The sequence below is a fragment of the Ochrobactrum sp. SSR genome (assembly GCF_030067775.1).
GTDB classification, from domain to species: domain Bacteria; phylum Pseudomonadota; class Alphaproteobacteria; order Rhizobiales; family Rhizobiaceae; genus Brucella; species Brucella teleogrylli.
Window position 1 is genome coordinate 1,662,438 of sequence record NZ_CP125969.1, and the last position, 13,247, is coordinate 1,675,684.

Below are 13,247 nucleotides of genomic sequence, written 5' to 3' on the forward strand. Positions count from 1 at the left end.
TCAGTTCCAGGCACCGACAAAAAACACCGCACAATAATGCAGCATCGCCCCGACGACGACAAAGCCATGCCAGATGGCGTTCTGGAAACGCAGCCGCTGCCAGACGTGAAAGATCACGCCCAGCGAATAAACAATGCCGCCCGCCGCGATCAGCCAGAACACGGTCTTCGGCAGCGATTGAGTAATCGTGTCGTAGACCATGATGCCACTCCATCCGAGCGCCAGATAAAGCAGGATCGACAGCCGGTCGAAACGACCGGGCAGAAAAAGCTTCAGCATGATGCCGACGAAAGCCACGCCCCAGACGAAGAGCAAAAGTGGCACGGCGCGATCCCCCATATGCATGGCGAAGGGCGTATAGGTTCCGGCAATCAGCAGATAGATGGCCGAGTGATCGAACCGGCGCAGGAACCATTTGGTCGGCGAGACGGGCCAGATATTATAGACCGCCGAAATGCCAAGCGCGCCCAGAAGGCTTGCCAGATAGACGCTGGACGAAATCGAGGTCGTTGCGGAACTGTTCGGCAGAAAATAGATCAGCATGGCAACCGCACCGGCGAAAGCCAGCGCCACGCCAAGCACATGGATAACACCATCCGCCCAGAGTTCGGCCTTGTCGTAATGCCATTTGATGGAATGTGGCAGCTTCATAATCTTCGCCCTGTCCGGTCTTCGGACAGGGAACTACCTTCGCTTTGCAGCGTCAAGATGACAGTTAAACGCATTGTGCTTTCCAAAAATCGATTCCGATTTTTGGGCCGATGCGCCAGTCGATATGGGGAATTAAACCGGCGACCAAGCGCCGCCGGGAGAAGCTTATTGTGCTGGCGTGTAGGACGCCTGGATCGGTGCAACACCCGGCAGCGGCGCCGAAGAACCGCTTGGCAGGGACACCGGTTCGATGGCAGCCGCGGCATCGCGGGTCGGACCGTTGCGGAAACCGCCGTCCATGCCGGTTTCTTCCAGCATGCCCTTGCGCTTGGCATCGTAATAATAGCCGCGTGCATAGAAACGCACGGCCTGGCTTTCATTGCCACCCGCAACCTTATATGCGCCCGACAGATAGCGAACGGCATATTTCAGGTTGGTTTCGGCATCGAGCAAGCCCTTCGGCGCACCCGTATAGCCCATGCCGCGTGCGGTCGGATGGCTGATCTGCATCAGACCCCAATAGGGACCGTTGCGCGCACCGGGATTGAAGCGGCTTTCGCGATGCACGACGCGGCGCACCAGACGCTCAGGCACATCATAAGCGACGGAATATTTGGCAATCAGCGCATCGAGATTTTTCGGCGCGCTCTCCGGCGTTTCAAACGCCATATTGGCGGCAACCGAGGCAGGCGAAGCGGCGGCACGTGCCCCTGCATAGGCCATCATCGGCTGCGAAACGCCGCGTTCGCCCGGAATAGGAACCGCGGCAGGCAGAACCGGCTCGGCAGAAGCAACAGCCTCGACACCAGCAGCCGGTACGCCAGGAACAGCAGCGCCGTCCGTCGTGGTGGCAGCGGCAATCGCGGCAGCACCGCCCGTTGCAGCCGGACCAGCGGCCATGGCCGTTGCGGTCGCGCCGACAGCGGCATTGGCGACTGGTGCAGGGGAAGCCGCAGCGCCGGGAACGGCAGTGCCAGCGGCGGCCACGGCAACAGTCTTCGCATCAGTCGCCTGTGGGGCGCCCGGTGCAGCGGTCTGCGTTGCAGCATCCGTTGGGGAAATCAGCGCCGTTTTCACGGGCTTGCCGTCATTGGTGGTGTTGCAGGCGCTCAGCGCCACGGCGCAGCCCAAAAGCAGGACACCCTTGCCGAGAAGGGAAGCGGATATAGAAGAAAAAAGCGCGAAACGCATGGCTGGACCCGTTCTCAGGAATCGAAATCTTTTTCGATGCGTTTTTCAAGCTCGACCAGATCGTCAGGCAGCGGCAAACCGTTCGCACGGAGCGCATTCAGCTTTTCGCGAACCGTTTCGCGGATTTCATGGGCGTCCTGCGGCTGATTCACCATTTGCTCAAACAGCAGCGCAATTTCCGCCTTGATGTCCTCGAATGCCATCCAGATCCTCTTGGCTTAACGGCCTCCAGGAAGCCCGTTGCAGTCAATATTCTTTCGGTCGATGACAGTTCTGTACCATGCAAAAGACGAAAAACGGAAGCGCTAAACGTCTGGGTCGCGCCAAAATGAATATTTCAAATGGTAACAAAAGGATTAACGCGCTCAGAGAATGCGCGGCAGCATCGTATCTATCACATTGAAATCCAATGCAAATATTCCAAGATCGTCGAAGTCCAGTCCACCATTCGGATCGAACAGATAAATGCTCATCCAGATGAGCGCGATGACCAGCAAAATGGCCAGAATCGTGAGAATCAAAAGGCGTTTGCCGAGCGCCGCCTTGCGACCCGCCCCCTGTTTTGAATGCTTGGCCATCGTCACTTGTCGCCTCGGCTTTGCTGCTTCGGCGTGGTATCGAACGCGCTAATCATCATTGGTCGCGTTCAGTTCTTCCGGCGGTGTGCCGTGTTCTGGCACCGCGGGCAGATAGCCTTCATGGACCAGCCATTTGCGCAAAATCAGCGTTATGGCTTCTGTCAGGTTCAGACCCGGGTGCTTTTCAGCGATGACGCGCTCCAAAGCATCATGCACGTCATCGGGAAGATAGGTGCTCATTCTGTCTCCTCCGCTTAGAGCGCATTTCGATCTGATTGAATCAGATCGGCGCTCTGGTCCTTTGCTTTAACGCGCATCTTGACCGAAAACCGGTTCCCACTTTTCGGAATGCGCTGTAGTCCTTTGCTTTAGCGCGCATCTTGTCCGAAAACCGGTTCCCACTTTTCGGGATGCGCTTTATAGAAAATCAGGCAACCGTAACCGACAAGCTGCCGACACCATCCACCTTGCCCACAAGGTGGTCGCCGCGCTGCACGGGGCCGACGCCTGCGGGGGTGCCTGTAAATATAAGATCGCCCGGTTGCAGCTCAAAGAGCGACGAAAGATAGGAGATCGTTTCCGCCACTTTCCAGATCATCTGGTTGAGGTCGCCAGACTGGCGCGTCTCGCCATTGATGGACAGCGAAATCGATGCCGACTGCGGATGGCCGACATCCGATACTGGCGCGATGGCAGAGCATGGCGCGGAATGCTCGAATGCCTTGGCGACTTCCCACGGGCGACCGGCCTTCTTGGCGACCGCTTGCAAGTCGCGCCGCGTCATGTCGATGCCCACCGCATAGCCATAAACGTGATCCAGCGCCTGTTCGACCGGAATATCGATGCCGCCAGTCTTCAATGCGACCACAAGCTCGATTTCGTGATGCACATCCTCGGTCTTGGGCGGATAGGGAAAATCGCCGCCATTGATCACCAGACTGTCAGGGTTTTTCTGGAAGAAGAACGGCGGATTGCGGGTCGGATCGCCGCCCATTTCGATGGCGTGATCGGCATAATTCTGACCGACGCAATAGATGCGATGCACGGGAAAAGCTGCGTCCGTGCCCTTCACGGGCAGAATAGGCTGCGGGCGCGGCGCGAAGACATAATCGGTCATTGGGGATTATTCCGATCGGAAATTGCAGGATGCTACGATTTTTCCCCATCATGCAGGCGCATGCGCATCCTCGCAAGCCTTGAAAACAGCAATTCCCCATTATCGCCCATCCGTCGCGACCACAAATTCCGCTTGGCGCGATTGGCTCACGACAAGCTTAGCGTTCGGAATATCGTTGGACAATGCGCGGCTGCGCGCCGTCTCCTCGTCGAAACCAAAAGAGAGCCAGCGGTCGATCAACCGCCGCTCCAGCACCGGAAAAGGCACATCGAGACGGATTGTCATGTCGAAAAACGGCGCAAGTCCCGACCATGGTTCCTGATCGAGCAGCAGGTAATTGCCCTCAACCAGAAGCACGCGATGCTCGGGCCCGACCACTGAGGCCGCCGCGCGGGAAAGCTCCAGCGAACGGTCGAACACAGGAATGAACACTTCGTCGCGTGCATGTTTCAGCCGTTCCAACAGGGCGGCAAAACCGGCGCAATCGAAGGTCGGCGGCGACCCCTTGCGACTGCGCAACCCGCGCTGATCGAGAATCACGTCATCAAGGTGAAACCCGTCCATCGGCACGACGATGGATGGGCCATCAGCGCCCTTGTTGAGCGCCACGCGCAGTTCTTCCGCGATGGTGGATTTGCCTGCGCCCGGAGGACCCGCAATGGCGACGATCAGCCGGCTATCCACCTTCGAAAGCCGCGCAAGAATTTCTGAAGGCAAGGCTTCGCGGTCAATAGGCGTCATGTCCGATTTCCGTTTCGTGGTCGTGCGGACAGATGTCCCGATTCGTGCAGCCCGCTCAAGGGAGTTAGGCAGCTTCGGCCTTCGGTCGCATTGCACCCGTCATCAGAGCCACAGCGTCCGACATGGAATATTCCTTCGGGTCAATCACCGTCAGGCGACGTCCGAGCCGGTGAATATGGATGCGGTCGGCCACTTCGAACACATGCGGCATGTTATGCGAGATGAGCACAATCGGCATGCCCCGCGCCTTCACGTCGAGGATCAGTTCCAGCACGCGGCGCGATTCCTTGACGCCAAGCGCTGCCGTCGGCTCATCCATGATCACGACCTTGGACCCGAAAGCGGCAGCGCGCGCCACGGCAACGCCCTGACGCTGGCCGCCGGACAGCGTTTCCACCGCTTGACCGATATTCTGGATGGTCATCAGGCCCAGCTCCGTCAGCTTGTCGCGGGCGATCTTTTCCATCGCGCCGCGATCGAGCATGCGAAACAGCGAACCGAGCGGTCCCTTGCGGCGGATTTCCCGCCCGAGAAACAGATTGTCAGCAATCGAAAGCGCAGGCGACAAAGCGAGGTTCTGATAAACCGTCTCGATGCCCGCATGGCGTGCTTCCATCGGCGAATGGAAACTGACCGGTTTTCCGTCGAGCTTGATCTCGCCTTCGTCGGGCTTGATCGCGCCAGATAGCGCCTTGATCAGCGAGGATTTACCGGCGCCATTGTCGCCGATAACGGCGAGGATTTCGCCCGGATAGAGATCGAAATCGGCATGGTCGAGCGCGGTAACGCGCCCGTAACGCTTGACCAGACCCTTTGCCGAGAGAACAGGTGTAGCCGAGGTTTTCATGCGGCAGCCTTTCTGATCCATTGGTCGATAGCGACGGCGGCGATGATGAGAACGCCGATCAGGAGATAGGTCCATTGCGGATCGGTACCCCACAGGCGCAAGCCAAGCGAAAATACGCCGACGATCAGCGCGCCGAACATGGTGCCGAGGATCGAGCCGCGCCCGCCGAAGAGCGAAATGCCGCCGATCACCACAGCCGTGATGGATTCGATATTGGCGAACTGGCCTGCGGTCGGCGACACGGAGCCAAGGCGGCCAATCATCGCCCAACCGGCCAGAGCGCAGATGATACCGGCCAGAACATAGACGGACATCAGGATCGGTTTGACCGAAACGCCCGACAGCTTTGCCGCCTCCGGATCGTCGCCAATGGCATAGACATGGCGGCCCCAGGCGGTGTGGTTCAGCACATACCAGAGCAGCAGCACCAGAAGCACCATGGCGATGACGCCATAGGTGAAGACAGCGCCACCGACACGAATGCTCTCGCCGAAGAATTGCAAGATTGGCGCTTGCGCGGTTATTTCCTGCGCGCGGATGGTTTCATTGGCCGAATAGAGGAAATTTGTGGCCAGAATCACCTGCCACATTCCGAGCGTGACGATGAAGGGCGGCAGGCGGACATAGGCCACCAGAAAGCCGTTGATAAAGCCGCACAGTGCGCCGGTGGCAAAGCCAAGCACGATGGAAAGCTCGGCTGGCAGGCCATAGCGGAAGGTGAACTGGCCCATCACCACCGATGACAGCACCATGATCGCGCCGACCGAAAGATCGATACCGGCGGTGAGGATAACCAGCGTTTGCGCTGCGGCCACGATGCCGGTGATGGCGACCTGCTGGAGAATGAGCGTGAGCGCGAAGGCGGAGAAGAATTTGCCGCCCAATGTGACGCCAAACACCACCAGCGACAGGACCAGCACGATCAGCGGCACGGCTGCCGGATTGTGATGCAGGAAATTCCGCATCCGATAAAGCGCCGACTGGTCACCCGCATCAAAGGAGGCCACGTCGGATGCGCTTTGCGAAAGGGTCGTTTCAAACGCCTGCATCGACGGTTTTTGTGCAGCGGAAGCCGCCTCTGGCTCACTCATGATTATCTCCTGCTTTCAGCTGCAAAACGGTCCGGCAAATCTGACGATCCGCCGGACCGATATTTCAAAAGATCAGCCCCAGCACTTGTCGAGCGCAGTCTTGGTATCGATGGACGGAACGCCATCGACAGGCTTGTCCGTCACCAGCGTCACGCCCGTATCGACGAAGGTTTTGCCTTCCGTCGGCTTTGGCTTTTCGCCGGTATCGGCAAATTTCTTGATCGCTTCGATGCCGAGCGACGCCATCTGCAACGGATATTGCTGCGAGGTTGCGCCGATCACGCCAGCCGCAACGTTCTTCACGCCGGGGCAGCCGCCATCGATGGAAACGATCAGCACATCCTTTTCACGGCCCACAGCCTTCAGCGCTTCATAAGCGCCAGCGGCGGCAGGTTCGTTGATCGTGTGCACGACATTGATGTTCGGGTCCTTCTGCAGAAGGTTTTCCATGGCGCGTCGACCGCCTTCTTCGTTGCCGTCGGTCAGGTCGCGACCGGCGATGCGCGGATCGTCCTCGTCGCCAAGCTTGTTCTTGTCTTTCGGGTCGATGCCGAAGCCGACATCAAAACCCTGATCGCGCAGAACATCCACGCTTGGCTGCGATGCGGTCAGGTTGAGGAAGGCGACGCGCGCATCCTTGGCCTTGTCACCAAGCGCTGCTGCGGCCCATTTTCCGACCAGTTCTCCGGCCAGGAAATTATCCGTTGCAAAAGTCGCGTCTGCCGCATCCGCCGGTTCCAGCGGCGTGTCGAGCGCGATGATCAGAAGACCCGCGTCACGCGCCTTTTGCAGCGTCGGCACGATGCCCTTGGTGTCGGAAGCGGTGATGAGAATGCCCTTGGCGCCGTCGGCGATGCAGGTTTCGATGGCCGCGACCTGACTTTCGGAATCGCCGTCGATCTTGCCCGCATAGGTTTTGAGATTGACGCCCAACTCCTTGGCCTTGGCGACAGCGCCTTCCTTCATCTTGACGAAAAAGGGATTGGTGTCGGTCTTGGTGATGAGGCACGCGCCGACATCGGCAGCATGCGCTGGAAGTGCGGCAACACCAAGCGTGAAGGCAGCAAAGGCCGCCGACAGAACTGTCTTCTTCATGAACTCCTCCCAGAGTGAAACCGGTCCTTCTTCCCCCGGCATGGTTGAAGCAAAACACGGCTTCGAAACAGAGTCAATTAATAAATCCACTTGATTTATTAATGTACTGTGTCACTCTCGCCCCGGGAGGAGAGAGCCGAGGAAGACGCGACGCCACGCTGAAAAAAGCGCGCATCTCGCTGCTTAAGCTTTTGTTTTTATTTCATATCCCACAGAATGAGGCTTTTTCTCCTGCGATGAATGGGTTAGGAACCTCGCCGTGCCCGAACACTACAGTTGCAAATTCGTCAGGCCGTGGCGAAACGAGTGATTTTCGAGCACCGGAGCGGAGCGTACTTAAAAGTACGTGAGCACCGAAGCACAGGAAATTGCTCGATGCAGACCGGCATCACGAAGAATGCAACTGGGTGTTAAGCGTGGGATCTGGGAGAGAAAATGGTCAGGCATCATCCGGAACAGGACGTTTCCGAGCCAAGGGGCGGCCCGGCAGGCTCGCCCGGCCCTGCCATGCAGAAATTTGCCGAACCGGGCGCGAGTATCAATCGCGGTTCCAACCAGATCGGCGTGCGCGCCTATAATGAGCGGCTGGTTCTGGCGCTTGTGCGCAGGCATGGCGCGCTGGCCCGAGCCGATATTGCACGCCTGACCGGACTTTCGGCGCAAACTGTTTCCGTCATCATCCGCGCGCTGGAAAAAGACGGGCTGATTACGCAAGGCGAGCGCGTGCGTGGGCGCGTCGGCCAGCCCTCCATGCCGATGCGGCTTGCAGCGGACGGCGTTTTTTCCTTCGGCCTCAAGATCGGGCGGCGCAGCGCGGAAATCATCCTGATGGATTTTCTGGGCGCGATCCGCGAACGCAGGCATATCACCTATCGCTGGCCGGTGCCCGACGAAATCCGCCGTTTCGCCTTTGACAGCATTACCGCCTTCACCGCCGCACTTGATCCGGACAAGCGCGATCGCATTGCGGGCCTCGGCATCGCGCTGCCGTTTGAACTCTGGAACTGGGTGGAGGAAGTGGGCGCGCCCGCCGCCGACATGAATGCGTGGCTCGATGCCGATCTCGTCAACGATTTCGGCGCGGTCTTTCCGTTCCCCGTGTTTCTTCAGAATGACGGCACGGCGGCCTGTGGCGCGGAACTCACCTTCGGGCGCGGGCCGGAATTCACCGATTTCGTCTATTTCTTCATCGGCTCGTTCATTGGTGGCGGCGTGGTGCTGAACAACACGCTTTATCCGGGACGCACAGGCAATGCCGGTGCGCTCGGTTCCATGCCGATGCGCATGCGCAGCGCCGAAGATGGACGCGCGACATTGCAGCTGATCGATACCGCCTCGCTTTTCGTGCTGGAGCGGCTGTTGCAGGAGAGAAATATTTCGTCCGACGATCTCTGGCTATCGCCCGAAAGCTGGCACAATTTCGGCGAACCGCTCGATGCCTGGATCGCACTTGCCGCGCGGGGGCTTGCCCATGCGGCGGTGGCGGCTGCGTCGATCATCGATTTTCCTGCGGCCATCATCGATGGATGGTTGCCGGAAGGCGTTCGCCATCGCATTGTCGAAGCGACGCGGGCCGAACTCTCCCGCCTCGACCTGCAAGGCCTCAGCGCGCCGGAGATCATCGAGGGCAATGTGGGCGTCCACGCCAAGGCCATGGGCGCCGCAAGTCTGCCGCTCTCCAACCGGTATCTGTTCGACCAGAGCGTGCTGTTCAAGGATGCAGGTTAATCTCCAGAATTTGTAAAACACGCACACGGTTTGTTATTTACCAATGACAAGTTTGATCTATTTTGTCTTGCAATGACCGCAAATGCCGACAAGTTAACCGCTTGAAACCATTGAATCGAACGGGAAAGATATGACCGTCAAGACGATTGCGACCACGCCTTTTCAGGACCAGCAGCCGGGCACATCAGGCCTGCGCAAGAAGGTTCCCGTATTCCAGCAGCCCAATTATGCAGAAAACTTTATTCAGTCCGTTTTCGATGTGCTGGAAGGTTTTGAGGGCAAGACGCTTGTGGTCGGCGGCGATGGACGCTTCTATAATCGCGAAGTGATCCAGAAGCTCATCAAGATCGCGGTAGCCAACGGCTTCGGCCGCATCATGGTCGGTCAGGGCGGCATACTTTCCACGCCAGCCGCATCCAACATGATCCGCAAATACAAGGCATTTGGCGGCATGGTGCTTTCGGCCAGCCATAATCCCGGCGGACCGAAGGAAGATTTCGGCATCAAGTACAATATCGGCAATGGCGGCCCGGCACCGGAAAAGATCACCGATGCGATCTTCGCTCGCTCCAAGGTGATAGACCAGTACAAAATCGCCGATGTGGCCGATATCGATATCGACAAGCTCGGCAGCACCAAGCTGGGTGACACCGAGATCGTCATTTTCGATCCGGTGACCGATTATGCCGAGCTGATGGAAAGCCTGTTCGATTTCGACGCCATCCGCGCCATGATCAAGGGCGGCTTTGGGCTCAAATTCGATGCGATGCATGCCGTGACAGGGCCTTACGCCAAGGAAATATTCGAGCGCCGTCTGGGTGCGCCGGACGGCAGCGTCGTCAATTTCGTGCCGCTGCCGGATTTCGGTGGGCATCACCCCGATCCGAATCTCGTCTACGCAAAAGATCTCTATGATCTGCTGATGTCGGACAATGCACCGGATTTCGGCGCAGCCTCCGATGGAGACGGCGACCGCAACCTGATTATCGGACGCGGTATTTTCGTCACCCCGTCCGACTCGCTCGCCATGCTCGCCGCCAATGCGCATCTGGCACCCGGTTATAAGGGCGGCATCAAGGGCATAGCACGTTCGATGCCGACCAGCGCCGCCGCCGACCGCGTGGCGGAAAAGCTCGGCATCGGCATCTATGAAACGCCAACCGGCTGGAAGTTCTTCGGCAATCTGCTGGACAATGGCAAGGTCACGATCTGCGGCGAGGAAAGCTCCGGCACCGGTTCCGACCATGTGCGCGAGAAGGACGGTCTATGGGCCGTGCTGCTCTGGCTCAATATTCTGGCCGTGCGCAAGGAAAGCGTGAAGGCCATTGTCGAGGAACATTGGGCGCGCTTCGGGCGCAATTATTACACCCGCCACGACTATGAGGCGGTCGATTCAGATATCGCAAAAAAGCTGGTGGCTGACCTGCGCGCCAAGCTTTCGAGCCTGCCGGGCACCACGGTCAACGGTCTGAAGATCGAGAAAGCTGATGATTTCGCTTATCATGACCCGGTGGACCATTCGGTCAGCGAGCATCAGGGCATCCGCATCTATTTCCCCGATGGCGGGCGCGTCGTGCTTCGCCTGTCCGGCACCGGCACTTCAGGCGCCACCATCCGCATCTATATCGAGCGCTACGAAGCGGACACCGCCAAGCACAATCTTGATACGCAGGAAACGCTCGCCGCGCTGATCGACGCTGCCGAGCAGATCGCCGAAGTGAAGAAGCGCAGCGGACGCGATGCGCCGACGGTGGTTACGTAATAGGGGCATAGGGGAATAGGGGAATAGGGGAATAGGGGAATAGGGGAATAGGGGAATAGGGGAATAGGGGAATAGGGGAATAGGCTAGTAAGGCCGAAACTTTGTTCAAGCTCCCTTTTCACTTATTCCCCTACTCCCTTACTCCCTACTCCCTTAATCGAAAACAATCGCCGGTGCTGGTCGGCCAGCACCATTGCCGCCCTTCATGTTTTCCCAGACCTTGGACGCGATATCGCGGTAGATTTTCGCGTGTTCGCTATCCGGCTCGACCACCGTGACCGGTGTGCCATTATCCGAATGGGCGCGGATATCCATATGCAGTGGCACTTCGCCGAGGAACGGCACATTGAGGCGTTCGGCCTCCTTGCGCGCGCCGCCGTGACCGAAAATGTCGTAGCGCTTGCCCGTATCAGGCGCGATGAAGTAGCTCATATTTTCGACGATGCCGAGCAACGGCACATCCACCTTGCGGAACATGGACAAGCCCTTGCGCGCGTCGATCAGCGCCAGATCCTGTGGCGTCGAAACGACAACCGCACCAGCCAGCGGCACCTGTTGCGCCATGGTCAGTTGTGCGTCGCCGGTGCCGGGAGGCATATCGACGACCAGAACATCAAGCTCGCCCCAGGCCACTTCGCGCAGCATCTGCGTCAGCGCCGACATGACCATCGGACCCCGCCAGATCATCGGCGTTTCCTCATCGACCATGAAGCCCATCGACATGACCTTGAGGCCATAATTTTCCATCGGCTTCAGGATGCGTCCCTCGATCGTTTCCGGGCGACCGGAAAGGCCCAGAAGGCGCGGCATGGAGGGGCCATAAATATCGGCATCGAGAATGCCGACCTTCAGGCCATTGGCCTGCAAGCCGAGCGCCAGATTGACCGCCGTGGTGGACTTGCCAACGCCGCCCTTGCCGGATGCGACGGCGATGATCGCGCCGACGCCCGGAATGCCGGGCTTGGCTGCTGCACGTTGTGGCTGCGGCGGATGGCGATGCTGTGCGGGTGCGGCAGCGGCAGGGCGCGGTTGCGGCTTGGGCGGCGGCGGAGCGTCGTCGCTGGTGCGGCCGCCTCTTTTTTCCGCCGTCAGCGTGACCAGCGCGCCGGAAACACCGGGGATTTCCTTCACGGCCTTTTCCGCTGCAAGCCGCATCGGCTCCAGCGCATCCGCGCGCTGCGCGGGAACCGTGATGGAGAAGAAGACCTTGCCGTCGGCAATAAAAATATCCGATACCAGTCCGAGCGACACAACATCGCTTTCGAAGTCCGGTCCCGTCACGGTCTTCAGCCGTTCCAGAACCTGTTCGCGCGTTACGCTTGCCATTTCGATTCCTTTAGTGAAGGCAGTAAGGCAATAGGTGAGTAAGTGAGTATGTATAGAACATATTGTCCTACTGCCCTATTCCCTTATTCCCCTACTCCCCTAATCCCTTTTCACCAAGAGGCCAATGCTCATTCTGGGCCTCATTCGGCGCACCTTTCAGGCCGCTTCCTCGCAGACGGCGGCTTCCGGGCGGTGTCCCATGAGATAAAGCGCGCAGGTGGTGCGCAGCATGGAGGCGAAATTCGGGATTGCGCCATTGGCTTCCAGCGCTTCATCATAGAGCGTCGAGATGAAGCGCGGCGTGGTCAGATTCTGGCTGGCCGCGATCGCATCCAGCAGTCGCCAGAAGGTCGCTTCCAATTGAATGCTGGTGGAATGCCCGCCGATGCGCACAGAGCGATTGATCTGCCGGTAGCCTTCCGGGTCCTGCTCGGCGAAAACCTTGCACATGGGTTCCTCCATCCTTTAGAGCACGAACTGCGCTGTGGTAGCCGATTGCCACCACGCCGTCGTTTTTTCTTTCATAATCGACAACCAGTGAGACAATCGCAAGCCGCTTTTGCTGAAGCGCTGCCAAAAATGACCTGCAAGAAATAGGAGTCACTTGTGGCTAAAGCCATTCATTCGATGATCCGCGTTCTCAACGAGGAAAAATCCGTTTCCTTCTACCACCAAGCTTTCAAGCTCGACATTGCAGAACGCATTGATTTCGAAACCTTCACGCTGATTTATCTGCGCAATGCAGAAGCCGACTTCGAAGTCGAGCTGACCGTTAACAAGGGTCGCACCGAACCCTACAATCTGGGCGATGGCTACGGTCATCTTGCTGTGGTCGTGGACGATGTCGACGCCGAACATGCGCGCTTCACCGCGCTTGGCTTCAAGGTCGGCAAGCTTGTCGATTTCAAGAACAACGGTGTGCAGCTTGCCCGCTTCTTCTTTGCCGAAGATCCGGATGGCTACAAGATCGAAGTTCTGCAGCGCGGCGGCCGTTACCAGTAAGCCGCCCGGCACCATATCGCCTGTCATGGCCGAGAGGAGCGGCCACGACAGACGCCAGCGTTCCCGGTGACGAAAATGCGCCGGGTACGCGCAGCCAGTCCATCCATTCCGGATGGGC

Annotated in this window: 15 protein-coding genes; 3 read left to right on the forward strand and 12 right to left on the reverse strand. The window is 58.5% G+C overall.

Going from position 1 to position 13,247, the window contains the following annotated elements; all coding sequences use genetic code 11:
• The 10 genes from QLQ11_RS07845 to QLQ11_RS07890 form a co-directional block, all read right to left on the reverse strand.
• Nucleotides 1–651, reverse strand: a complete 651-nt coding sequence (locus tag QLQ11_RS07845) for a hemolysin III family protein (protein WP_109368116.1) — start codon at nucleotides 649–651, stop codon at nucleotides 1–3.
• 165 nt (nucleotides 652–816) lie between these two features.
• Nucleotides 817–1,842, reverse strand: coding sequence for a lytic transglycosylase domain-containing protein (locus tag QLQ11_RS07850; RefSeq protein ID WP_109368115.1), 1,026 nt, complete (start codon nucleotides 1,840–1,842; stop codon nucleotides 817–819).
• 14 nt (nucleotides 1,843–1,856) lie between these two features.
• Nucleotides 1,857–2,045 carry a hypothetical protein gene (locus tag QLQ11_RS07855; protein ID WP_078339953.1) on the reverse strand — a complete coding sequence of 63 codons (189 nt, stop codon included), beginning with the start codon at nucleotides 2,043–2,045 and terminating at the stop codon, nucleotides 1,857–1,859.
• Nucleotides 2,046–2,207: 162 nt separating this feature from the next.
• The gene (locus QLQ11_RS07860; RefSeq protein WP_078339952.1) at nucleotides 2,208–2,420 is read right to left on the reverse strand and encodes a hypothetical protein; all 213 of its coding nucleotides are present in this window, start codon (nucleotides 2,418–2,420) and stop codon (nucleotides 2,208–2,210) included.
• A 48-nt stretch (nucleotides 2,421–2,468) separates the two neighbouring features.
• Nucleotides 2,469–2,660, reverse strand: a complete 192-nt coding sequence (locus tag QLQ11_RS07865) for a hypothetical protein (RefSeq protein ID WP_109368114.1) — start codon at nucleotides 2,658–2,660, stop codon at nucleotides 2,469–2,471.
• A 187-nt stretch (nucleotides 2,661–2,847) separates the two neighbouring features.
• Nucleotides 2,848–3,537: a fumarylacetoacetate hydrolase family protein gene (locus QLQ11_RS07870; RefSeq protein ID WP_109368113.1), complete on the reverse strand. Its 690-nt coding sequence runs from the start codon at nucleotides 3,535–3,537 to the stop codon at nucleotides 2,848–2,850.
• Nucleotides 3,538–3,636: 99 nt separating this feature from the next.
• Entirely contained in the window at nucleotides 3,637–4,278 is a 642-nt protein-coding gene (locus QLQ11_RS07875; protein WP_109368112.1) for a nucleoside/nucleotide kinase family protein, read from the reverse strand.
• A gap of 64 nt (nucleotides 4,279–4,342) precedes the next feature.
• Nucleotides 4,343–5,125, reverse strand: coding sequence for an ATP-binding cassette domain-containing protein (locus QLQ11_RS07880; protein WP_109368111.1), 783 nt, complete (start codon nucleotides 5,123–5,125; stop codon nucleotides 4,343–4,345).
• Nucleotides 5,122–6,216, reverse strand: a complete 1,095-nt coding sequence (locus tag QLQ11_RS07885) for an ABC transporter permease (RefSeq protein ID WP_109368110.1) — start codon at nucleotides 6,214–6,216, stop codon at nucleotides 5,122–5,124. The genes QLQ11_RS07880 and QLQ11_RS07885 overlap by 4 nt, the downstream gene beginning before the upstream one ends.
• A gap of 72 nt (nucleotides 6,217–6,288) precedes the next feature.
• On the reverse strand, nucleotides 6,289–7,311 hold the full coding sequence (locus QLQ11_RS07890; protein ID WP_109368109.1) for a sugar ABC transporter substrate-binding protein: 1,023 nt from the start codon (nucleotides 7,309–7,311) through the stop codon (nucleotides 6,289–6,291).
• Nucleotides 7,312–7,746: 435 nt separating this feature from the next.
• On the opposite strand from QLQ11_RS07890, the gene QLQ11_RS07895 reads away from it, so the two are divergent.
• Together QLQ11_RS07895 and QLQ11_RS07900 are read left to right on the forward strand one after the other, a co-directional pair.
• Nucleotides 7,747–9,039 (forward strand): ROK family transcriptional regulator, encoded by a 1,293-nt coding sequence (locus QLQ11_RS07895; RefSeq protein WP_109368108.1) that lies wholly within the window; start codon nucleotides 7,747–7,749, stop codon nucleotides 9,037–9,039.
• Between the two features lie 130 nt (nucleotides 9,040–9,169).
• Nucleotides 9,170–10,801 (forward strand): alpha-D-glucose phosphate-specific phosphoglucomutase, encoded by a 1,632-nt coding sequence (locus tag QLQ11_RS07900; protein ID WP_109368107.1) that lies wholly within the window; start codon nucleotides 9,170–9,172, stop codon nucleotides 10,799–10,801.
• 153 nt (nucleotides 10,802–10,954) lie between these two features.
• Here QLQ11_RS07900 and apbC read toward each other — a convergent pair whose 3' ends face one another.
• Nucleotides 10,955–12,127, reverse strand: coding sequence for an iron-sulfur cluster carrier protein ApbC (apbC, locus tag QLQ11_RS07905; protein ID WP_109368106.1), 1,173 nt, complete (start codon nucleotides 12,125–12,127; stop codon nucleotides 10,955–10,957).
• 156 nt (nucleotides 12,128–12,283) lie between these two features.
• Nucleotides 12,284–12,577 (reverse strand): ribbon-helix-helix domain-containing protein, encoded by a 294-nt coding sequence (locus tag QLQ11_RS07910; protein WP_109368105.1) that lies wholly within the window; start codon nucleotides 12,575–12,577, stop codon nucleotides 12,284–12,286.
• Nucleotides 12,578–12,733: 156 nt separating this feature from the next.
• On the opposite strand from QLQ11_RS07910, the gene QLQ11_RS07915 reads away from it, so the two are divergent.
• Nucleotides 12,734–13,129, forward strand: a complete 396-nt coding sequence (locus tag QLQ11_RS07915) for a VOC family protein (RefSeq protein ID WP_109368104.1) — start codon at nucleotides 12,734–12,736, stop codon at nucleotides 13,127–13,129.
• Nucleotides 13,130–13,247 lie beyond the last annotated feature (118 nt).

Coding starts and splice junctions, on each gene's coding strand:
- QLQ11_RS07845 (WP_109368116.1), bottom strand. CDS start 651: ATGAAGCTGCCACATTCCATCAAATGGCATTACGACAAGGCCGAACTC.
- QLQ11_RS07850 (WP_109368115.1), bottom strand. CDS start 1,842: ATGCGTTTCGCGCTTTTTTCTTCTATATCCGCTTCCCTTCTCGGCAAG.
- QLQ11_RS07855 (WP_078339953.1), bottom strand. CDS start 2,045: ATGGCATTCGAGGACATCAAGGCGGAAATTGCGCTGCTGTTTGAGCAA.
- QLQ11_RS07860 (WP_078339952.1), bottom strand. CDS start 2,420: ATGGCCAAGCATTCAAAACAGGGGGCGGGTCGCAAGGCGGCGCTCGGC.
- QLQ11_RS07865 (WP_109368114.1), bottom strand. CDS start 2,660: ATGAGCACCTATCTTCCCGATGACGTGCATGATGCTTTGGAGCGCGTC.
- QLQ11_RS07870 (WP_109368113.1), bottom strand. CDS start 3,537: ATGACCGATTATGTCTTCGCGCCGCGCCCGCAGCCTATTCTGCCCGTG.
- QLQ11_RS07875 (WP_109368112.1), bottom strand. CDS start 4,278: ATGACGCCTATTGACCGCGAAGCCTTGCCTTCAGAAATTCTTGCGCGG.
- QLQ11_RS07880 (WP_109368111.1), bottom strand. CDS start 5,125: ATGAAAACCTCGGCTACACCTGTTCTCTCGGCAAAGGGTCTGGTCAAG.
- QLQ11_RS07885 (WP_109368110.1), bottom strand. CDS start 6,216: ATGAGTGAGCCAGAGGCGGCTTCCGCTGCACAAAAACCGTCGATGCAG.
- QLQ11_RS07890 (WP_109368109.1), bottom strand. CDS start 7,311: ATGAAGAAGACAGTTCTGTCGGCGGCCTTTGCTGCCTTCACGCTTGGT.
- QLQ11_RS07895 (WP_109368108.1), top strand. CDS start 7,747: ATGGTCAGGCATCATCCGGAACAGGACGTTTCCGAGCCAAGGGGCGGC.
- QLQ11_RS07900 (WP_109368107.1), top strand. CDS start 9,170: ATGACCGTCAAGACGATTGCGACCACGCCTTTTCAGGACCAGCAGCCG.
- apbC (WP_109368106.1), bottom strand. CDS start 12,127: ATGGCAAGCGTAACGCGCGAACAGGTTCTGGAACGGCTGAAGACCGTG.
- QLQ11_RS07910 (WP_109368105.1), bottom strand. CDS start 12,577: ATGTGCAAGGTTTTCGCCGAGCAGGACCCGGAAGGCTACCGGCAGATC.